20 protein-coding genes and 1 tRNA gene are annotated in these 21163 nt (G+C 65.9%); 11 read left to right on the top strand and 10 right to left on the bottom strand.

Annotated elements, in window-relative coordinates; translation table 11 throughout:
* Positions 1 to 243, top strand: a 243-nt coding sequence (locus G566_RS13870) for an integrase core domain-containing protein (protein WP_022680078.1), incomplete at its 5' end; no start/stop codon positions are given.
* 119 nt (positions 244 to 362) lie between these two features.
* Here G566_RS13870 and G566_RS0107605 read toward each other — a convergent pair.
* Positions 363 to 439: transfer RNA gene (locus G566_RS0107605), tRNA-Pro, on the bottom strand.
* A gap of 13 nt (positions 440 to 452) precedes the next feature.
* Positions 453 to 737 (bottom strand): hypothetical protein, encoded by a 285-nt coding sequence (locus tag G566_RS15895; protein WP_022680079.1) that lies wholly within the window; start codon positions 735 to 737, stop codon positions 453 to 455.
* Positions 738 to 802: 65 nt separating this feature from the next.
* Between G566_RS15895 and G566_RS0107615 the strand changes: the two genes are divergently transcribed.
* Positions 803 to 1405, top strand: coding sequence for a glutathione S-transferase family protein (locus G566_RS0107615; protein WP_022680080.1), 603 nt, complete (start codon positions 803 to 805; stop codon positions 1403 to 1405).
* Here G566_RS0107615 and G566_RS0107620 read toward each other — a convergent pair.
* The 7 genes from G566_RS0107620 to tpiA form a co-directional block, all read right to left on the bottom strand.
* Positions 1402 to 4218 (bottom strand): TonB-dependent receptor domain-containing protein, encoded by a 2817-nt coding sequence (locus G566_RS0107620; protein WP_029131400.1) that lies wholly within the window; start codon positions 4216 to 4218, stop codon positions 1402 to 1404. The genes G566_RS0107615 and G566_RS0107620 overlap by 4 nt on opposite strands.
* 114 nt (positions 4219 to 4332) lie before the next feature.
* Positions 4333 to 5028, bottom strand: a complete 696-nt coding sequence (locus G566_RS13875; protein WP_022680082.1) for a type I pantothenate kinase — start codon at positions 5026 to 5028, stop codon at positions 4333 to 4335.
* On the bottom strand, positions 5025 to 6653 hold the full coding sequence (locus tag G566_RS0107630) for a CTP synthase (protein WP_022680083.1): 1629 nt from the start codon (positions 6651 to 6653) through the stop codon (positions 5025 to 5027). The genes G566_RS13875 and G566_RS0107630 overlap by 4 nt, the downstream gene beginning before the upstream one ends.
* An 80-nt stretch (positions 6654 to 6733) precedes the next feature.
* Positions 6734 to 8977, bottom strand: coding sequence for a S8 family peptidase (locus G566_RS14770; RefSeq protein ID WP_156874457.1), 2244 nt, complete (start codon positions 8975 to 8977; stop codon positions 6734 to 6736).
* 31 nt (positions 8978 to 9008) lie between these two features.
* Positions 9009 to 10283: an MFS transporter gene (locus G566_RS0107640; protein WP_029131401.1), complete on the bottom strand. Its 1275-nt coding sequence runs from the start codon at positions 10281 to 10283 to the stop codon at positions 9009 to 9011.
* A 12-nt stretch (positions 10284 to 10295) separates the two neighbouring features.
* Entirely contained in the window at positions 10296 to 10643 is a 348-nt protein-coding gene (secG, locus tag G566_RS0107645; RefSeq protein ID WP_029131402.1) for a preprotein translocase subunit SecG, read from the bottom strand.
* A 71-nt stretch (positions 10644 to 10714) separates the two neighbouring features.
* Complete coding sequence (gene tpiA / locus G566_RS15375; RefSeq protein ID WP_207789917.1) at positions 10715 to 11434, bottom strand: triose-phosphate isomerase; 720 nt, start codon at positions 11432 to 11434, stop codon at positions 10715 to 10717.
* 90 nt (positions 11435 to 11524) lie between these two features.
* Between tpiA and G566_RS0107655 the strand changes: the two genes are divergently transcribed.
* From G566_RS0107655 to lexA, 9 genes are read left to right on the top strand one after another with little or no spacing between them, the layout of a single operon-like run.
* Positions 11525 to 13417 carry a peptidylprolyl isomerase gene (locus G566_RS0107655; RefSeq protein ID WP_022680086.1) on the top strand — a complete coding sequence of 631 codons (1893 nt, stop codon included), beginning with the start codon at positions 11525 to 11527 and terminating at the stop codon, positions 13415 to 13417.
* Positions 13418 to 13422: 5 nt separating this feature from the next.
* Entirely contained in the window at positions 13423 to 14955 is a 1533-nt protein-coding gene (locus tag G566_RS0107660) for an anthranilate synthase component I family protein (RefSeq protein WP_022680087.1), read from the top strand.
* A gap of 13 nt (positions 14956 to 14968) precedes the next feature.
* Complete coding sequence (locus tag G566_RS0107665) at positions 14969 to 15253, top strand: DUF427 domain-containing protein (RefSeq protein WP_022680088.1); 285 nt, start codon at positions 14969 to 14971, stop codon at positions 15251 to 15253.
* A 45-nt stretch (positions 15254 to 15298) separates the two neighbouring features.
* Positions 15299 to 15901: an anthranilate synthase component II gene (locus G566_RS0107670; RefSeq protein WP_022680089.1), complete on the top strand. Its 603-nt coding sequence runs from the start codon at positions 15299 to 15301 to the stop codon at positions 15899 to 15901.
* The gene (gene trpD / locus G566_RS0107675) at positions 15898 to 16881 is read left to right on the top strand and encodes an anthranilate phosphoribosyltransferase (protein ID WP_022680090.1); all 984 of its coding nucleotides are present in this window, start codon (positions 15898 to 15900) and stop codon (positions 16879 to 16881) included. Before G566_RS0107670 ends, trpD begins: the two co-directional genes overlap by 4 nt.
* Positions 16878 to 17669 carry an indole-3-glycerol phosphate synthase TrpC gene (gene trpC, locus G566_RS0107680; protein ID WP_022680091.1) on the top strand — a complete coding sequence of 264 codons (792 nt, stop codon included), beginning with the start codon at positions 16878 to 16880 and terminating at the stop codon, positions 17667 to 17669. Before trpD ends, trpC begins: the two co-directional genes overlap by 4 nt.
* The gene (gene moaC / locus G566_RS0107685) at positions 17666 to 18136 is read left to right on the top strand and encodes a cyclic pyranopterin monophosphate synthase MoaC (protein WP_022680092.1); all 471 of its coding nucleotides are present in this window, start codon (positions 17666 to 17668) and stop codon (positions 18134 to 18136) included. The genes trpC and moaC overlap by 4 nt, the downstream gene beginning before the upstream one ends.
* Positions 18133 to 19332 (top strand): molybdopterin molybdotransferase MoeA, encoded by a 1200-nt coding sequence (locus tag G566_RS0107690; protein ID WP_022680093.1) that lies wholly within the window; start codon positions 18133 to 18135, stop codon positions 19330 to 19332. The genes moaC and G566_RS0107690 overlap by 4 nt, the downstream gene beginning before the upstream one ends.
* Before the next feature lie 44 nt (positions 19333 to 19376).
* Positions 19377 to 20060: a transcriptional repressor LexA gene (gene lexA / locus G566_RS0107695; RefSeq protein ID WP_029131405.1), complete on the top strand. Its 684-nt coding sequence runs from the start codon at positions 19377 to 19379 to the stop codon at positions 20058 to 20060.
* A gap of 54 nt (positions 20061 to 20114) precedes the next feature.
* Here the strand turns inward: lexA and G566_RS0107700 are convergent, their stop codons facing one another.
* Positions 20115 to 21143, bottom strand: a complete 1029-nt coding sequence (locus tag G566_RS0107700; RefSeq protein ID WP_029131406.1) for an amidohydrolase family protein — start codon at positions 21141 to 21143, stop codon at positions 20115 to 20117.
* Positions 21144 to 21163: the final 20 nt, after the last annotated feature.

Below are 21163 nucleotides of genomic sequence, written 5' to 3' on the forward strand. Positions count from 1 at the left end.
CTCAACGAGACCCTGTTCATGAGCCTCGATCATGCGCGCGTCACCATCGCTGCTTGGGCCAAGGACTATAACGAGCAGCGGCCGCACTCAGCCCTTGGATACGAAACCCCAGCGGCGTTCGCCGCCGAACTGAACAAGCAATGGCCTGTTCCGCTGCGCCCTTCGGGCGCCGCTCAACAGGCCATTGCTTCACCTGCGCCCATGCGCAACAACTGCGGCCAGGCTCTAATCCCCGCTGGATGAAATCAGGGGGTCAGGTCAGGGGCGCAAGACGTGACGCCTTGGTGCTTGCTATGTGCTTGCTGGAAGCCTGAATCCTGCAAACTACAGGCAGAAAAATTAATATAACATGTTGAAATGGATGGTCGGGGAGACAGGATTCGAACCTGCGACCCTCTGCTCCCAAAGCAGATGCGCTACCAGACTGCGCCACTCCCCGACTTGGCCCTGCCCTAGGTGAAGCCCTTGCAAAGCGCAAGGCTGGCAGACGCGGGGACACAAAAAGGCGGCTGGCAAAGGCCGTGATTGCCCACGGCATGGGCCTCGGCTAGGCAAGGCAAATGCGTTCTCCAGACACGGCGTTTTTTGGTCACCCGGCCGGGCTGGGCTTTCTGGCCTCCACCCAGGCGTGGGAGCGCTTTTCCTTCTATGGCATGCAGGCCCTGCTGCCGCTCTACCTCGTCGATCATCTGCTCAAACCCGAGGTGGGCGACGGTTTCGGGCGTTGCTGCCAGCATGGGCCGCCCTTGCTGCGAACGCCCCAGCCATGCAACGTTGGCCAATCTTGTTGGGGAGAACACAGATGCTGCTCTGGTCCGCGCCTGATCCGGCGCCCAATCCGCGCCGGGTGCGGCTGTTCCTGAAGGCGAAGGGGATAAACGTGGAGGAGCGCATGGTCTCCCTCATGGCGCGCGAGCATAAATCGGATGAGGTGGTCGCGCTGAACCCGCGCGGGCAGGTGCCGTTCCTGGAACTGGACGATGGCCGGGTGATCGCCGAAACGATCAGCATCTGCCGCTATCTGGATGAGCTCCACCCGCAGCCGCCGTTGATCGGCACCACGCCATTTGAACGGGCAGAGACGGACATGTGGATCCGGCGGGTGGAAACCGGGCTGGGCACGCCGGTCAGCCTGTTCTGGCAACATGGCCATCCCTACACGGCCAAGCTGATCAACCAGATTCCGGCCATGGGCGAAGCGGCCAAGGTGCAGGCTGCGGCGATGCTGGGCTGGTTTGATGGGCAGTTGGCGGCAAGCGACTGGCTGGCCGGGGAGCGGTTCACGCTGGCCGATATCGCACTGCTGTCGATCGTGGATTTTGCCGGCTGGATCGGGATCAGCCTGCCCACCGATGCCAGCCATCTGCAGGACTGGCACCAGCGGGCAACGGCGCAAACCGCTTAGAAGAACAATTTCCGCAAGCTCAGCGTTACCGTGCGGCCGAGCGGATCAAGCTGGTCGCGCTGGAAGCCGATGGGTTCGGCGCCAAGGCGGTTCTTCACGTTGACGCGGTCGTTGAACAGATTGTCGACCCGCAAGGATACCCGGCTGCCACGCAGCCACGGCATCTTCAGCAGCACATCCTGGCGCTGACCCAAATCGACGAACAGCCGCAGATTGGCGACGGCGCGCGGTGAGAAGAACAGATCGTCCGGCGATTGCGACGCGCCTGACGGATCGACCAGCACCGATGTACCCGATTGCCAGTTGACGCCGACGCTGCCGCCAATCCCGCGCCGGCCGCCGCCCAACCGGGTTTCAATCTGGTGACGCGGCGCCCCGCCGGCGGAACCAACCGCTGAACCGTTCAACAGATCGAGCACCGGTACGCCAGGGCGGATGCCGATTTCGTTCCGGAAGGTCCAGGTGTGAAACACGGTGAACTGCAGCCGGCCATCGAGGAAGCCGCGCGGCGGGCCGCCACCACCACCGCCGCCGCGGAAGCCGCCGCCAAAGCCGCCACCGGGGGGCGGTGCCGCGCCGGCAGCAGGCGGCGACGTACCGGCAGCGGGCGGACCACCGGCGGCAGCGGGCGGGGTCGCGCCGGCAGCGGGCGGCCCACCGGCGGCACCAGGCGGGCGCTGGCCCGGCGTGAAACCATAGGGATTGCGGGCAAAGGTGCGGATTTCCGGCGGCAGCGGCTGGCCGGTGCGGAACGCCTCGACCGCTTTGGCGCGGGTTTCGGCAATGCGCTTTTCAGCGGCGGCGCGCTCGGCCTTGCCGGGCTTGAGCTGCTGGGTGAGCGTGAAGCCCCAGCGCAGCTCCTGCCGCTCCGAATAATCGAAATTCACTGGACGGTTGTCGATCTGCAGCAGCCGGCCGCTGGCATCGCGGGTGAAGCGATTGGGAAAGGCGGCTTCCAGTTCCGCCGTGGCGGTGGGGAAAGACGCGATCGGATCATCGATGCGCGAGTGGATATAGTTTGCGTTGAGAACAATATCAGTCTTTTCAAAGGGTTTCAGGTTGAAACCCAGCTTCCAGACCTGGCGCGTGTCGTTCAGAAGGGCGCGGTTGCCGCCATCCAGCCGATTGATGTCCACTGTCTCGCCGCGCAGAAAATCGAACACGCGCACGTTGGGCGTGATGATGGTGGGATCGCCCAACTGGCCCACGCTGGGCTCGCCCTGTTCGCGGGTGAAGCTGGCGATGAAGCTCCAGCCGGGAGAAGGCTCCCAATTGGCGCCGGCACCCCACGTGATCAGCGTACCGAAATCCGACAGCGTATCCGCAGCGATATTGCCATTGAGCGTGAACTTTCCAAGGAATGCCAGCACGTTGTCGCGTGACGACGCGATTGGCAGATCGAAATTCGCCTGGAAATTGCCTTGCGTGCGCGACAGGTTCGCGGCGCTGACCAGGCCGGCACGGGTGGCCGAGGCATCGAGCGTCAGATGCTGCACCTGCGCCTTCAGCGCCAGCGCCAGCGGCCCCGCCGGCAACTGCAACGGGCTGCCGTTCAGCAGCAGATCGGCGCTGAGATTGTCGGAAATGCTGGTGGCACTGTCGGTGAGTGTTGGCCCGCTGAAGGCACCATAAGGCGAAAGCGTGCCGGCACTGATCTGGCTCTGCACGGCGCTTACATCGATGCCGCGTTCGATGCGGCTGCGATTTTCGGCGTGGTTCCAATTGCTGGTGAGGTTCCAGCGCCACTTGCCGATAGTGCCATCGAGCACGGTGCCCAACCGGCTGTTCCAGTTGTCACCAAAACGTCCAAGCGGATCAGGGGCGTAGCGATTGACCAGCACCGGGCCGTTGAACGGCGAGAAGGCGCCACCGGCCGGCAGATTGAAACTGGCGGCAGGAAGACCCTGCATGGACTCGGTCAACGTGCGCTCGATACCGCCGGTCAGCGTGGCGCCCACCGTGCCAAGCGAGCCGGCGATGGTGCCATTCAGGCTGGTGGTGCGGCTGTCGGGCAACAGGCTGCGGAACGGACGGATATCGGTGCTATTGATCGGCGCTGCGGCGAACTGGGCCAGCGTCGGGCTGGCGACGCCGGCCGGCACGCCAAGCACGGTGCGTCCGGGGACAACCCCTGCTCCTGACAGCAGCGCCGAGGCATTGCCATCGAGCGCAAACGGCCGGCTTTGAGGCGGCGTGGTGATGCGGCGCTCGGCTTCCGTCAGCATCGTGTTGATTTCAACTTCGGCTTCGATGCTGGTGCGGGTGCCATTGCGCAGACGCAGCAGGTTGACTTCCAACTCGCTGGAAAAACGCCCGCCATCGGTGGGGCCGCCGATGTCGAACTCGCCGGTCCACGCCTGAAAACGCGGGCGCAGCACGAAGTTGATTACCCGCTGATCGGCGCGGAAGCCGTATTTCAGCGCCACTTCCTCGGGCAGCACCTCCACGCGGGCAATGGCTTCGGGTGGGATGTTGCGGATTTCCTGAAATCCAGACGTGCGCTTGCCGTTGAGCAGCACCGCCGGCGGGCCGCCACCCCTGCCCCGCCCCGATTGGGTCTGCGGCGCGATCTGGGCGAGGATTTCGGTGATCGAACCGGCACCCAGCGCGCGCAATTCCTGCGTGCCCAGGGTCAACTCCGGCTTGATGTCACCCACCACCTGGCCGGGCAGGCGCTGGGTGGAAACGGTGATGGTGTCTTCGTCTTCCGGCATGGCCTGAGCCGTTCGCGGCGCGGCGGGCGCAGGCGCTTGCTGGGCAGAGACCAGCGCAGCCGGGGCAGCCGCCAGCAACAGGACAAAACGAAGGATCACGGGGGCATTCCTGAAATCGGGGGCAGATTGATTGGGGCTGCCCGTAACCACATATGCGGCCAAGGGAAATCCCGTGCGGCAATGACTACGAGCCGCCGCGGGGGTTTCCCCCGGTCAGATCGACAGGCTGTGATCCACCGCCTTAACCACGACGATATCGGCCACTGGCCTGGCCAGCGCGATATGCTCCAGCCAGTTGGGGCGGTTGATGCCGTTCCAAACGGACAGTGCGAACTGGCGGGTTTCATCCTCGCTCATGTGGCGGAAGCGGGCGTAGAAGCTGCTGGGGTCGTTCGCCGCCGCTTCCCACAGGCCCATGAAGCGGGCGAGGAACCAGGCGATGATGTCGTCCTCGGCGGCATCGATGTAGATCAGCAGATCAAGCGGCGGGCGCTGGCCGCTGGCGTCGGGGGCAAGGCCGAGGCCTTCGACAAGCACGACATCGGCACCTGAAATGGTGCGGGCCGCCGCCGGATCGACGTCATAACTGGTGTGACTGTAGGCCGGCACCGTCACCGCACCGTGCTGCAACCCGGCCAGCGCGGCGGCCATGGCCGCACGGTCATAGCTTTCGGGAAAGCCCTTACGCATGGAAAGGCCTTCCGCTTCCAGCACGGCGTTGGGTTTCAGAAAGCCATCGGTGGAGACGATTTCCACCTTCAGATCCGCCGGCAGCGCCTCGGCAATCTGGCGTGCCAGGGTTGTCTTGCCCACCGCCACCGATCCCGTGATGCCCACCACCAGCGCCTCGCCGAGGCGATGCCGGGCAGCGATGCGCGCCGCCAAGTCGGCGGGCGAAACCGGCGTCACACCAGCCGGCTTTGCGCGATCGCCGCTTCGATGAACCCGGCGAACAGCGGATGCGGATCGAACGGCTTGGATTTCAGTTCCGGGTGGAACTGCACGCCGATGAACCACGGATGGTCGGGGCGCTCCACCACTTCGGGCAGCAGGCCGTCGGGCGACATGCCAGAGAAGATCAGCCCTTCCTTCTCCAGAGCCGGGCGGTAAGCACCGTTGACTTCATAGCGGTGGCGATGGCGTTCCGCGATACGGGCACTGCCATAGACGCCGGCCACCACGCTGTTGGCCCCCAGTTCAGCCGGATAGGCGCCCAGCCGCATGGTTCCGCCCAGATCGCCGCCGGCGTGGCGGGTCTGCAAGCCTTCCGCGCTCATCCATTCGGTGATCAGGCCCACGATCGGTTCCGCAGTGGGGCCGAATTCGGTGGTGGAAGCAGCCTGGATCCCGGCCTGATTCCGCGCCGCCTCGATACAGGCCATCTGCATGCCAAGGCAGATACCAAAGAAAGGCACGCGCCGTTCACGGGCAAAACGCACGCTGGCAATCTTGCCTTCGCTGCCACGTTCGCCAAAGCCGCCGGGCACCAAAATGCCGTGCATCGGCTCCAGCCGGGCCGCCACGTCGGCGCCTTCGAATTCCTCCGCATCCAGCCACTTGATGTTGACCTTCACCCGGTTGGCCAGCCCGCCGTGCACCAGCGCTTCGGTGAGTGATTTATAGGCGTCCTTCATGCCGGTATATTTGCCGACAACGCCGATGGTCACTTCGCCTTCAGGGTTATGAATCCGCTCGGCAATATCCTGCCAGCGGGTAAGATCGGGGCGCGGCGCATCAGTGATGCCGAAGGCGTTCAGCACTTCGTCGTCCAGCCCTTCAGCATGATATTGCAGCGGCACTTCATAGATGCTTTCCGCATCCAGCGCCGAAATCACCGCTTCCTTGCGCACGTTGCAGAACAGGGCGATCTTGGCGCGGTCGCTTTCGGGCAGCGGGTGTTCGGAGCGGCAGACCAGCACATCCGGCTGAATCCCGATGCCGCGCAGTTCGGCGACGCTGTGCTGGGTCGGCTTGGTTTTCAGCTCGCCCGCCGCCGCGATGAACGGCACCAGCGTTACGTGGATATAGCAGACATTGGCCTTGCCCACGTCGGCAGCCATCTGGCGGATGGCTTCGAGGAAGGGCAGGCTTTCGATGTCGCCCACGGTGCCGCCGATTTCGCAAAGCACGAAATCCAGGGCCTCGGTTTCGGCCTTTGCAAAGGCCTTGATGGCATCGGTCACATGCGGGATCACCTGCACGGTGGCGCCCAGAAATTCGCCGCGGCGTTCGCGGGCGATGATATCGGAATAGACCCGGCCTGAAGTGATGTTGTCGGTCTTGCGCGACGGCACGCCGGTGAAACGTTCATAATGGCCAAGATCGAGATCGGTCTCTGCCCCGTCGTCGGTCACATAGACTTCACCGTGCTGATAGGGGCTCATCGTGCCCGGATCGACGTTGAGATAGGGATCGAATTTGCGGATGCGGACCTTGTAGCCGCGCGCCTGCAACAGGGCTGCCAGAGAGGCGCCCATGAGTCCTTTGCCGAGCGAGGAGACCACGCCGCCGGTGATGAAAATATACCGCTTCATGGGAGAAGAGCCTTAAGCCCATATTGCAGCAGCGCGCCAGCCCCCGCGTGGCCTGCAAGGCAATTTCGCTGTGGACGAAGCTACCAGCGCCAGTGAAAGCGCACCGCGGCACCATCGTCATCAGGGCTGGCCGCGATATGGCCGGGGTGGGTGCGGTGGAACAGGCTGAACTGCAATTGGCCAGGACCGAGCGGGAGGGCGTAGAGTGCCTCGGCTGCGGTTTCGCGCACAGATGGCCCGGCGCGCACTGGATCGGCAGAGCCCAGCAGCCACAAGGGGCCAGCCAGCGCCAGCGGCCGGGTGATGGCAAGCGTGAGCGTGTCGCCGGGCGCTACAACATCATCGAGCGCCAGCGCGGCGCTGGCGGCGTCACCGCTGAAGCGGCCTGCAGCCGCGATGAGGCCGCCGCCCGCCAGATCGATCCGACTGCTGGCCCGGCGCCATTCGCCCGAAAGCCGCGCGCGCGGGCCGAGTGCCAACCGGGCGGACAGTCCAAGACTAGTGGTGGTGCCGCCGGCCAAGCCAAAGCCGGTCGAAAGCCGCGTGCCCAGCAGGCTGCCGCGTTCCGCATCAACCCGCAGCAGCGCCGCCAGTTCCAGCCCTGGCATCACGGCGCGCGACAGGTGGAACAGCGCGGTGGATTGCAGGGCGGCGGACTGGCGATCCTGCGCCGGCAGCACGGATTGGCCGAAACCGGCCGCCAAGGTGAAGCCACCGCCCAGGGGCTGCGAAAGCGCCGCTGCGCCCAGCGGCCGGCTGCCCAGCGGCAGGGCGGGATCAGCGGTGATGAGAGCGGTGCTGCGTCCAGACGGATCAGCCAAGGCCACCAGCCCGGCCACTGCCTCTCCATGGCCGGCGACCAGCACGGAGCCGCCGGAGAGCAGGAGGCGGACATGGCCCACCGGACTGGCCTGCCGCTGCTGACCGGGGGCGAGCGCCGCCATGGTGGCACGATCGCCGGCCCAGAGCCCTCGGCTGTCGCCGAGCAGCGCGAAGGCGGTGCTGGTGCCGCCGCTGCTGGTGACGGCGCTTTCCACCGGTGTGGCCAGCAGTTGCGCGGCCAACCGGCCCGGCGGGGCTGTTACAAGGCCTTTGGCCAGATCAACCGTGAAGGCGCGACCATAGCTATCGGCGATCACCACACCGGCCAACGCACTGGTGAGCGGCCCGCCATCGCCCAAGGCCGCGCCGAGTGAACCGCCAATGGTGATCGCCACGGGTTGCCCGCCGATACTGCTGGTGCCCAGCGGCTGGAAGGCACGGGCGATGTTGAGCAGGCCGCGGCCATAAATCTCGTCGGTGCCGGTTGCACCAAGGTCATCGGCAGAGCGCAGCAGGATATCGACGATCTGCGCACCCGACAGCGCCGGGAAGGCCTGCGCCAGCAGCGCCGCCGCACCGGAGACGACCGGCGCCGCCACCGACGTGCCGCTGTAGAGGAAGGTGGCACCATCCTGGTTGAAGCTGCGCAACTCCACTCCGGGCGCCACCAGATAGTTCGGTGCCAACACTCCGGCGCGATTGGAGAAGCTGGCAATTTCATTGCTGGCGTTGACCGCACCGACCACGATGGTGGTGGCCTGGCTGACGGCGATGAGTTGATTGGCAAAACTCTGCGGCGTGGAAAGGCCTTCATTGCCAGCCGAGAGCACCAATATGCTGCCAGCACTGGCCAGTTGCCCGGCAGCGGCGCGCACAGCTGCCGTGGTGGAACCCCCGCCCAACGACATGTTGACGACGCGCGCGCGGGCATCGGCCGCCGCCTTCAGACCGGCGGCAATGGCCGGGCTGGCATAGGAACAGCCCTGATCGTCGCAACTGCCCGGCGTATCGGCGCGCAAGGCCAATAATGTCGCCTGCGGGGCAACGCCGTGCATGTTCACGCCGTTGCGCGCCGCCAGCAGGATGCCGGTGACCGAGGTGCCATGACCGCGTTCATCAGCCAGCGCCCGGGCAGCGGCGACATCACGGCTGGCCGGCGAAATACGCCCCGAAAATTCCGCAAGGGCCGGGTTCACGCCGGAATCGATCACCGCAACGGTGATGCCGCTGCCGGAAAAGCCGCGATCATAGGCGGCCAGCGCCTGCACCTGCACTGCGCCGTTGGAACGGCGATATTCCACCGTGTCGAAGGCGCTGGGGGTAGGTGTGGGCGCCGGTGGCGGCGCGGGCGCGGGTGTGGGCGCCGGTGGCGGCGCGGGCACGGTGCCGACCCCGCCACCACCAGCGCCGCCACAGCCGGCCAGCAGCAGCGCCAGCGCCAAGGAGGGGACAAGGCGGGATTGCGTCACCGCTTCAGGATGCGCCGATCCCTGTTTCAGCACAACTGCGGCAGGCTGGCTGAGCCGTTTGTTTTCAATCCGTTTCGATGCGGCTGTTGGCCCGCGTGTCGGGCAGCGACAGGGCGGCCACCAACGCGATGCCGGCCATGAAGGTGACATACCAGAAGAATCCGGATTCAATGCCAGCGCCCTTGAAGGCCAGCGCCACATATTCGGCCGATCCGCCGAAGATGGCGACGCCCAGCGCATAGGGCATGCCGACGCCCAGCGCGCGGATATGGGCCGGAAACATCTCGGCCTTCACAACGCCGGAAATCGCGGTGTAGCAGGACAAGATGGCCAGGCAGCCAATCATCAACGCCAAGCCCTCGACACCCGGCTTCGCCGTGCCCAGCGCGGTAAGCGCCGGCACCGTCGCCAGCGTCGACATGATGCCGAAACCAACCAGCAGGGTGCGCCGGCCGAGCAGATCGGAGGCCGCGCCGAACAGCGGCTGCATGGCGGCATAGGCCAGCAGCGCGATGGCAGACGCGGACGTGGCTTCCTGCTTGGTCCAGCCGGCCGACAGCACCAGATATTTCTGCATGTAGGTGGTGAAGGTATAGAACCACAGGCTGCCGCCAGCGGTGAGCGCCAGCACGATCAACAGCTCGCGCGGGTGGGCTAGCAGGCGCTGCAGCAGCGTTCCGGGCGGGATCACCGCATTTTCAAAGGCTTCGGTTTCATGCAGTCCGGTGCGCAGCCAGAACACCAGCACCGCACAGGCCGCGCCAACCACGAATGGAATGCGCCAGCCCCAATCCTTCAGCGCGGCTTCGTCCATCTGCGATTGCAGCAGCACCAGCAGCGCCAGCGCCAGCAACTGCCCGCCCACCAACGTCACATATTGGAAGCTGGCGAGGAAACCCCGCCACTTGGCGCGCGCCACCTCGCTCATGAAGGTGGCCGAGGCGCCATATTCGCCGCCGACGGACAATCCCTGTACCAGCCGCGCCAGCAGCAGGATCGCCGGGGCCAACAGCCCGACATCATCGTAAGTGGGGGCCACCGCGATCAGCAGCGAGCCCGAACACATCATCGCGACGGAAAGCGTGAGCGCCGATTTGCGGCCGCGCTTGTCGGCCCAGGCGCCGAGCAGCCACGAACCGATCGGTCGCATCAGGAAGCCGACAGCGAAGATGGCAGCGCTGTTCAGCGCCGCGACAAGATCATCACCAGGCGGGAAAAAACGCGGCCCGAAATAGAGCGCGAAGGCCGAATAGGCATACCAATCATACCATTCGACCAGATTGCCGGCGGCGCCGCCGAAAATTTGGCGCAACTGGCCGGGTTTGCTGTCGCCGGCCACGCGCGAAGCGGATTACTGCGCGACCGGAACGCCGGGCAGGCCCGGCAACTGCGTCGGCGCAGCCGGAGCACCGGGGGCGGGCGCGGTGGGCGCTGTCTTGGCGGCCACGGTGGGATCGATCACCCGGGCCTTGTTGGTGCCAGCGGCCAGCACGGCGAGCAGGATCGACATGACGATGAACAGTGCCGCCAAAATGGTGGTGGCGCGGGTGAGCAGATTGGCCGCGCCGCGCGCCGTCATCAAGCCGCCGCCACCGCCGCCGCCAATGCCCAATGCCCCGCCTTCGGAACGCTGCAGCAGGATCACCGCCACCAGCGCGAGGGTGATCAGGCCGTGGATGACAAGCAGGAAGGTAATCACGGGTGGGCAGGCTTTCGTTGCGATCAGGGAATATGGGGACGCGCCTTACATGGCTTGGCGTCGGTGTGCAATCAAGGTGCGGAAGACGCAATCGCCAGCAGGCTTTCCGCCGTCAGGCTTGCCCCACCCACCAAAACGCCGCCCACATCAGCCACCCGCAGCAAATCCGCCGCATTTGCCGGGGTGACGGAGCCGCCATAGAGAATGCGCACGCCATGCCCGTTCGGGCCGAAACGCGCCACGATCTGGCCACGGATATGGGCGTGGGCGGCCTTCACATCGTCCAACGTGGGGGTGAGGCCGGTGCCGATGGCCCATACCGGTTCATAGGCGATGATCAGCCCTTCGGCATCGTCGGGCAGCGAACCGGCAAGTTGCGCGGTGAGCACGGCTTCGGTCTGCCCGGCATTACGCTGCGCGCGTGTTTCGCCGATGCACAGGATGACCTCCAATTCCGCGGCGCGGCCTGCGGTGGCCTTGGCGCGCACATCGGCATCACTTTCGCCATTGTCCCGCCGCCGTTCGCTGTGGCCAACGATGACGAAGCCCGCGCCCAGATCGGCCAGCATCAGCGCCGACACGCAGCCGGTGTGAGCGCCTTTCGCGTTGGCGTGGCAATCCTGGCCGCCAATCTTCACCGCGCCGGCCGAAACAATTACTGCGCGATCGATAAGGGTGAACGGCGGCGCGATCCACACACTGCGCGCGCCGGAACCGGCCATATGCGCGATCTCGGCGATATCCTCGCCAAGGCCATTCATCTTCCAGTTGCCAACGATCAGGGCGGGCATAACGGCTCCTCGCAATCAGAGTATGGCGGCGCTTGTGGCAAGCGGCACGCGTCGTTACAAGCGGCGCGTTCAAGCCATCACGGAATTTCGATGCTCGCATTTTTTCGCCGTTCGCTCACCAGCTGGCCCGTGCTCGCCCTGTTCGGGTTGATCCTGGTGGCCTTTGCCGTCACCGGGGTGAATGATCCGCTGGGCGGCAGCGCGCCGGCCGGTTCGGTGGCCAAGGTGGGCACGCGCACCATCAGCGAGCCCGATCTGCTGCAGGCCATCGATCGCACCGTGCGTGATCTGCGCCAGCGCGATCCCAATCTCACCCAGGCCGAAGCCGCCCGCCAGGGTGTGGTGGAGCTGATGGCCACTCAGCTGATCGGCCAGACCGCCATGGAGGAAATGGGCGGCAACGCCGGCCTGGGCGCATCCGATACGGCGGTTGACACGGTGATTACCGGTATCCCGGCCTTCCAGAGCGGCGGCAAGTTCGATCAGGGCAGTTACAACCGGGCCCTGCAGCAACAGGGCCTGACCGACAAGAAACTGCGCCAGTCGATCGCCCGCGATCTGGTGCGCGAGCAATTGATCAAGCCGATCACCGGCGCGCTGGCCGTGCCTGATGGCGTGGCTGAGATCTATGCCCGTCTACTGGTCGATCGCCATGAAGGCGCAGTCGCCACCATCCCGGCGCCGCCGGCCGGCACGCCCACCGCCGCCGAAGCGCAGGCCTGGTACAAGGCCAACAGCGCCCGCTTCACCATCCCAGAACGGCGCGGTTTCCGTTATGCCTTCATCGATGCCGCGAAAATCGCCGCCGGTGTGACCGTGCCAGAAAAGGCCATCGCCGATGCCTTTGCCAAGGATCCGGCCAAATATGGCGCTGCCGCAACCCGCGTGCTGGAACAGGTGGTGGTGCCCGATGAAGCCAAGGCCAAGGCCATCGTGGCCGCCGCCACCAGCGATGGTTTTGCCGCCGCCGCACAAAAGCTCGCCGGTTTCGGTGCCAGCGATATCGCGCTCGGCAACCAATCGGAAGCCGGCTTTGCCCGCGCCACCAGTGCAGAAGTGGCCAAGGCCGCCTTTGCCCTGCCGGTGGGCAAAATCAGTGCGCCGATCAAGAGCCAGCTGGGCTGGCACGTGGTGCGCGTGGCCGCATTGGGCAGCGCCGGAAAGACGCTGGCGCAGGCCCGTCCCGCTGTTGAGGCCGAACTGAAGCAGCGCGCCGTTGATGATGCTGTGGCCGATGTTGTCGCCCGCATCGAGGATGGCGTGGAAGCCGGCAAAAGCTTTGCCGATATCGCCAAGGAAGCCTCGCTCAGCATCCAGAGCCAGGCCCCGGTAACCGACAAGGGTCTGGCTCAAGGCCAGCCGCCGTTGAGCGGGGAAATCGCCACCGTCGCGGCGCGCGCCTTCAAGCGTGAGCCGGCCGATGGCCCGGTGGTGGAAGATCTGGGCGGCGGCCGCCTGGTGGTGATTGAAACCGCCACCGTGCTGCCCGCCGCACCGCCGCCGATTGCCGAAGTGATGCCGCTCGCCATGGCCGGCGCCGCGCAGGACAAGGCGATGAAGGCCGCCAAGGGCAAAGCCGATGCGGTGCTGACCGCGACGAAGAAGGGCGTGAATTTCGCCAAGGCCCTCGCCGATGCCGGCCTTGCCCCGCCGCGTCCGCTGAACGGCCGCCGGATCGACATCATCAATCAACCCAACGTGCCCGAAGCCGCCCGCGCCTTCCTGAACGGCGCCGCCGGCAGCACGCAGCTGCTCGCCGGCCAGGGCGGCTGGATCATCGTGCATGTTGATCGCATCGTCCCCGGCGATCCCAAGACGCAGGCCGGCCTGATCGAGGCCAGCCGTCGCGAAGTGGGCAGCGCCCTGCCCGGCGAAATGGCCGAAGGATTGGCCAAGGCCAGCATGGCCGCCGTTGGCGTGGACAAGAACGATGCCACCCTGAAGACCCTGCGCACCCGCCTGTCGGGCGACGGCTTGCAATAAGGCTGATGGCCAGCCCCGCATCTGACCGGCGGATCGCCCCGGATCGTGCCAGCGCCTGCGCCGCGCTGGCCGCCGGACGTCCGCAACTGATCTGGACGCGCATCGTTGCCGATACCGAAACCCCGGTCTCGGCGATGCTGAAGCTGGGCCGCGAGGGATCGGGCGCGTTCCTGCTGGAATCGGTGGAAGGCGGCAGCGTGCGTGCGCGCTATTCACTGCTCGGGCTGGATCCTGATCTGGTGTGGCGCGCGCGCGGCAACAGCAGCGAAATCAACCGCAACTGGCGGCAGGATCAGACAGCGTTTGAACCTGTTGCGGGTGACACGCTCACCGCTCTGCGTGCGCTGGTGACCGAAGCCCGCGCCGATGTGCCGGCGGAGCTTCCGGCGGCGCTGGCCTGCCTGGTCGGCTACATGGGCTATGAAACTGTGCGGCTGGTTGAACCCAGCGTGCCCGATGCCGGCCCGTCGGCACTGGGCCTGCCCGACATGGTGTTCGTGCGCCCCACGTTGTTGCTGGTGTTCGACCGGTTGAAGGACGAATTGTTTATCGTTGCGCCGATCTTTGCCGCTGCCGATCCGGGCGCCGCCTGGGATGCCGCCGCCGAGTGCATTGCAGAGACAGAGCGCCGACTGGCGCAGGCGCTGCCGCTGGCGCCGCGCCCACCCGAAACAGTGCCCGAAGCCAACCCGCGCCATCACACCGACAAGGGCCGCTATGCCGCCATGGTCGAAAAGGCCCGCGACTATATCCTCGCCGGCGACATCTTCCAGGTCGTGCTGTCGCAGCGCTTCTCGGTGGATTTCCCGCTGCCGGCGTTTGATCTTTATCGTGCCTTGCGGCGCATCAACCCCTCACCCTTCCTCTATTTCCTTGATCTGCCCGGCTTTGCGCTGGTCGGCTCCTCCCCGGAAATCCTCGTTCGCGCACGTGGTGGAGACGTGACCATCCGGCCAATCGCCGGCACCCGACCGCGCGGGCGTGATGCCGCCGAAGACGCCGCCAACCGGGAAAGCCTGCTCGCCGATCCCAAGGAATTGTCCGAGCATCTCATGCTGCTCGATCTGGGCCGCCACGATACCGCGCGCGTATCGGTGCCTGGCACGGTGAAGGTGACCGACAAGTTCTTCGTCGAGCTCTACAGCCATGTCATGCACATCGTCTCCAACGTGCAGGGCCGGCTGGCAGACGGGGTCGATGCAGTAGCCGCGCTGCTCGCTGGCTTCCCGGCCGGAACGGTGTCCGGCGCGCCAAAGGTCAGGGCCATGCAGATCATCGCCGAACTGGAAGGCGCTGCACGCGGAGCCTATGCGGGCGGTGTCGGCTATTTCAGCCCGAATGGCGACATGGACAGTTGCATCGTGTTGCGCACCGCCGTGGTGAAGGATGGCGTGATGCACGTGCAGGCCGGCGCCGGCATTGTCGCCGACAGTGTCGCCGAGTATGAACAGCGCGAATGCGAAGCCAAGGCCGGCGCATTGATCGCGGCGGCCCGCGAAGCCATTGCCACGGCGAGCAACGCCGGATTTGGACAATAGGGGAACCTGAGCCATGGCCAGAGCAGAATGGAACGGCCGCGTGATCGCGGACACAACCGACACTGTGGTGGTGGAAGGCAATCATTATTTCCCCGCCGACGCCGTCGACCCGGCGCTGCTGCACCCCAGCAGCACGACCAGCGTGTGCGGCTGGAAAGGCACCGCGAACTATTATTCGCTGGTGGTGGACGGCCAGGAAAACCGCGATGCCGTGTGGTTTTATGCCGATCCCAAGTCGCAGGCCGCGCAGATCAAGGGCCGGCTGGCGTTCTGGAAAGGCGTGAAGGTCACAGCGTGACGGTTGGCAGATGACGTCGCTGCGTCCAGACGCTAAGGCCTGCTCATGACCATCCTCGTCATCGACAATTACGACAGCTTCACCTTCAATCTCGTCCATTATCTGGCCGAGCTGGGGGCGGAAACCATCGTGGTGCGCAACGATGCGCTGACCACGCAGGACGCGATGGGGATGCGCCCACAGGCGATTCTGCTCTCGCCGGGCCCGTGCACGCCAAACGAGGCCGGCATCTGCCTGGCGCTGATCGAAGCGGCCGCCGAGACGAGAACCCCGCTGTTCGGCGTGTGCCTTGGCCATCAGGCGCTGGGCCAGGCCTTTGGCGGCATTGTCGAACGCGCGCCTCAGGTGATGCACGGCAAGGTGAGCGAAATCACCCACGATGGCACCGGCGTGTTTGCCGACATCCCCTCCCCGTTCGAAGCCGCCCGCTATCACAGCCTGACGGTGCGCGAAGCCGGCCTGCCCGCCGATCTGGTGGTGAACGCCCACAGCCCAGACGGCCTGATCATGGGCATGCACCACCGCGAACTGCCGCTGCATGGCGTGCAGTTCCACCCCGAAAGCATCGCCACCCAGCACGGCCACCGTCTGCTGGCCAATTTCATGACACTGGCCGGCCTGAAGCCCGATCTTTCGGTTGCGGCATGAGCCTGCTGCCTGATCCCAACCGCCCCCTTGACGAAGGCGCGGCGGCAGAAGCCTTTGCCGCCATCTTCGACGGCAAGGTGGAGGATGATGCCCTGGCCGGCTTCCTGACCACCCTGGCGGATCGCGGAGAGACGGTAGACGAAGTCGTCGCTGCTGCGCGGGCGTTGCGCGCGCGCGCCATCCAGCCGTTCCGCGCTGTCGCTGCGCTCGATGTGTGCGGCACCGGCGGCGATGGCATGCACAGCCTCAACATCTCCACCGCCGTATCGCTGGTGGTCGCCGCCTGCGGGGTGAAGCTGGCCAAGCATGGCAACCGCGCCGCCTCCTCCACCAGCGGCGCCGCCGACGTGCTGACGGTGTTGGGCGTGCCCGAACTGCCGATGGATCGGCTGGGGCCGTGCCTCACACAAGTGGGCATCACCTTCCTCCACGCCGCCCGGCACCACCCGGCGATGGCGCGCGTGGCCCCGGTGCGCAAAGAGCTGGGCCGGCGCACGATCTTCAACCTGCTGGGGCCATTGTGCAATCCGGCGGGCGTCGATCAGCAACTTCTGGGCGTGTTTGCGCCCGGCCCGGTGCCGCTGATGGCCGAAGCGCTCCAGCATCTTGGCAGCCGCGCCGCGCTGGTGGTGCATGGCCAGGGCTTTGATGAAGTCGCGATTTCGGGTGAGACGACCGCAGTAGCGCTGGCTGGCGGTGCGCTGACCGCGCGTTGCATCGTCCCCGAGGACGCCAGCCTGCCCCGCCACCCGAACGAGGCGCTGAAAGGCGGCAGCCCCGAGTATAACGCCGAGCGACTGAAAGCCCTGCTTGCCGGCCAGGCCGACGCCTATCGCGACATGGTGCTGCTCAACGCGGCCGCCGCCCTTACCGTGGTGCGACCTGGCCTCACCTTGCCGGAAGCGGTATCGCAGGCCGCTGCCGCCATTGACATTGGCGCTGCCGCTGACATCCTCGCCCGCTGGATCGCTTTTCGATGACAGACACGCTCTCGACCATCGTCGCCCACAAGCGCGACCTTTACGCCGCCCGCAAAGCGCAGGTGGCGCTGGCTGATGTCGAGGCGGCTGCCCGTGCCGCCGATGCCCCGCGTGGTTTCATCAGGGCGCTCCATGCTACCCATGCAGACGGCCGATACGCCCTGATCGCCGAGTGCAAGAAGGCCAGCCCGTCCAAGGGCTTGATCCGCGCAGACTTCGATCCGGCCAGCCTTGCCCGCGCCTATGAAGCCGGCGGCGCCGCCTGCCTGTCGGTGCTGACCGAAGAACGCTGGTTTCTGGGCAGCGACGACTATCTGGTGGCCGCTCGTGCCGCCTGCGCCCTGCCCGTCATCCGCAAGGATTTCATCGTTGATCCTTATCAGGTGGTCGAAGCCCGTACGCTGGGCGCAGATGCCATTTTGCTGATCATGGCGGCGCTGTCTGACGCTCAGGCCGCCGAACTGGAAGCGGTGGCGATGGCCTGGGGCATGGATGTGCTGATCGAAGTGCACGATGCTGCGGAGCGCGACCGCGCGCTGTTGCTGAAGACGCCACTTCTTGGCATCAACAACCGCAATCTCAAAACGTTGGAAGTCAGTCTTCAGACCAGTTTTGAACTGGCGAACACGATGGGCAAGACGCTGGTGGCCGAATCCGGCCTGTCCTCCAACGCTGATCTGGCGGCGCTTGCCGGCGTAGGCATCCGCACCTTCCTTGTCGGCGAAAGCCTGATGCGGCAGGCCGACGTGACTGCCGCCACCCGCGAGTTGCTGGGCCTCGCCGCGTGAGCAACCTGACCCACCTTGACGACAGCGGCGCCGCGCGCATGGTGGATATCAGCGCCAAGCCCGCGACCCGGCGTGAGGCGACGGCGGAAGGCTTCATCCACGTTGCAAAGGACACGCTGCAAGCCATTGCAGAACAAGCGGTAAAGAAAGGTGATGTGCTTGCCACCGCCCGCATTGCCGGCATCATGGCGGCCAAGCGCACTGCCGATCTGATCCCGCTCTGCCACCCGCTGCCCATCGATGCCGTCAGCCTTGATCTGGCCATCGAGGCCACCGGCATCCGCGCCACCGCCACCGTGGCCACCACCCATGGTACCGGCGTGGAAATGGAGGCGCTCACTGCTGTCTCTGCTGCCCTGCTCACCGTTTATGACATGGCCAAGGCGCTCGACCGCACGATGCGCATCGACGGCATCCGCCTGCTGAGAAAGTCCGGCGGGCGCTCAGGTGATTTCATCGCACAATGAGTGACTTGCTGCCCTTTTCGGCAGCGCTGTATCAGCTGCTGGCTGGGGTAGAACCACTGCCCGCCGAGACGCTGCCGCTCGATGCCTGCGCCGGCCGTGTGCTGGCAGAACCAGTCACCGCCCGCCTCACCCAGCCGCCGTTCGATGCCGCCGCAATGGATGGTTACGCCATCCGCTGGACCGATCTGCACAACAGCTGGCGCGTGGTCGGGGAGAGCGCCGCCGGGCATGGCTGGGCCGGCACGCTGGGGCCGCAAGAGGCCGTGCGGATCTTCACCGGGGCGCCGCTGCCAGCCGGGGCGGACGTGATCGTGGTGCAGGAGGAGGTTGCCCGTGATGGCGATTTGGCGCGGCTGAATGGCGAAGGCCCGCCGCGCATTGGCGCGCATATACGGCCGGCGGGGCAGGATTTTGCTGCCGGTGCGCCATTGATTGCTGCCGGGAAGTGCCTGACGGCTGCCCATCTGGGGCTGGCCGCTGCCGGCGGCTGGCGGGCGCTGCCGGTGGTGCGGCGACCACGGGTGACGCTGATTGCCACCGGTGATGAGCTGGTGTTACCGGGCGAAACTCCCGGGCCGGGGCAGATCGTCTCCTCCAATCCGCCCATGCTCACTGCCCTGCTGCGCAGCGCTGGAGCCGAGGTGCATGATCCCGGCATCATCCCGGACAACCGCGCCGCGCTGGCTGCCGCGCTGACCGGTGCGGAGGCCGACCTGATCATCACCATCGGCGGCGCATCGGTGGGCGATCATGATCTGGTGGTACCGGTGCTGCGCGAACTTGGCGCTGACCTCGATTTCTGGAAGATCGCGCTGCGGCCAGGCAAGCCGCTTCTGGCAGGACGGCTTGGCGGCACCCGGGTGCTCGGCCTGCCGGGCAATCCGGTTTCAGCCTTCGTGACGGCGCTGCTGTTTGCCGTGCCGCTGGTCTCGCGCATGGCCGGCCGCCAACAGGCGCTGCCGATTGTAACGCTGCCGCTCGCCACCCCGCTGCCCGCCAACGGTTCTCGCCGCGATCATCTGCGGGCGCGGCGCACCCCCGACGGAGCGGAACCCTTCGCCCGGCAAGACAGCGCCCTGCTCTCCCTGCTCGCCAGCGCCGAACTGCTGATCATCCGCGAGGCCCATGCCCCGGCAGCATCAGCCGGCGAACCAGTGTCCTGCATTGCGCTTGACATGTTCCATTCTGTTTTCTAGATGTTCTTCCCATGTTCCGTTTAGGCGGCATGGGAGACAAAGCGATGCTCACCCGCAAGCAGCAGGAATTGCTCATCTTCATCGATGAGCGATTGAAATCCGACGGTGTTTCGCCTTCCTTCGAGGAAATGAAGGAGGCGCTGAACCTGAAGTCCAAATCCGGCGTGCACCGCCTGATCAATGCGCTGGAAGAACGCGCCTTCATCCGTCGCCTGCCCAACCGCGCCCGCGCGCTGGAAGTGCTGCGCCTGCCCGAAGCGCTGAAGGTGGAGAAAGCGGCGCTCACGCTGGTTGCGAGCCGGCCAGCGCCTGCCCCGCCGGCTGTTGCCATGCTGGCCGCCAACGACACCATCACCGTTCCATTGCATGGCCGCATCGCCGCCGGTCTACCGGTGGAGGCACTGGAAAGCGACCGCTCGCTTTCCGTGCCGTCGGCGCTGCTCGGCCCCGGCGATCATTATGCGCTGGAAGTGTCAGGCGATTCGATGATCGAAGCCGGCATCCATGATGGTGATTATGCCCTGATCCGCCGCTGCGATACGGCGCGGGATGGCGATATTGTCGTGGCACTGATCGACGACAGCGAAGCGACGCTGAAATATCTCCACCATGAAAAGGGCCTGATCCGCCTCGATCCGGCCAACAGCAGCTATGAGCCGCAGCGTTATCACCCGGAGCAGGTCCGCATTCAGGGCAAGCTCGCAGGTTTGCTGCGCCGCTATCACTGAGCGGCACGATCCTGTTCCCACGCAACGCCCGCCTTCACCCGGCGGGCGTTGTCGTTACAAGGCCAGGCAATAGACCCGCGCTGCGGTGCCGCTGAACAGCGCCGTCTTCTCGTCTTCGCTGGCACTGGCGCTGACCAGTTTGAAGGCGTTCCACAGCGTGGCGTAATCGCAGGTGCCGCGATCGACCGGGAAATTGCTTTCGAACATGCAGCGATCCGCACCGAAGGCGGCAATCGCGGTTTCAATCCAGGGGCGCCATTCATCGGCCAGAGCCTCTGCCGTGGCCATCGGTTCGGCCATGAAGCTGGGAAAGCCGCCGAACGGCATCGCCAGCCCGCCCACCTTCATCACCACGTTGGGGCAGCCCGCCAGCGCCTTGATGTTGCCGGCCCATTCGGCAAAATCCGCATCACGCCGGCCAGCGTAAGACGCAGTGCCAAGCGGCGTGGCGAGGTGATCGCAGATGATGGTGAGATCCGGCACGGCGCGGGCCATGGCGATGAGTTCTGGCAATTGCGGCGCCAGCAGCCAGCAATCATAGCTGAGGCCCATCGCCGCCAGTTCAGCCAGGCCGGCACGGAAGGTGGGTTCGGCGAGCAGGCCAGGCGGGTTTCTCTGCAGCATGCCGAGCACAGCGGGATCCGCATCCCACGCCGGGGAGTGGCGGATGCCGCGAAACCGCGCCGGGGCGGCGGAGCGATGCGCCTCCAGCACCGGACGCACGGCGGCGCCCAGGGTGAGATCGGCATGGCCAACAATGCCGGCGCAGGCGCGGGCTTTGCCATAGAGGCCCGACGCGCTCATGGCAGCGACACCGTTGACGAATTCGGTTTCGCCCACACAGCGAAATTCCGCCGGGCCATCGGCGCGATAGAAGGCCCCGCATTCCAGGAACACGGTGGCCACCACATTGTGGCCGGCCTTCATGTCGGCGTTCAGTTGATCGAGCAGATAGAGCGGGCTGAGGCCGATCACCCGTTCGAAATCCGTGGCACCGGCCGCTGGCTGCGGCACGAAGCGCCGATCCCACAGATGGTGGTGCGGTTCCACGATCGGGCGTTCTGGATCGATGATGTCAGCCATGGTCTTCTCCCCTTCCCCAG

The sequence above is a fragment of the Sandarakinorhabdus limnophila DSM 17366 genome (assembly GCF_000420765.1).
In the GTDB taxonomy this organism is placed as follows: Bacteria; Pseudomonadota; Alphaproteobacteria; order Sphingomonadales; family Sphingomonadaceae; genus Sandarakinorhabdus; species Sandarakinorhabdus limnophila.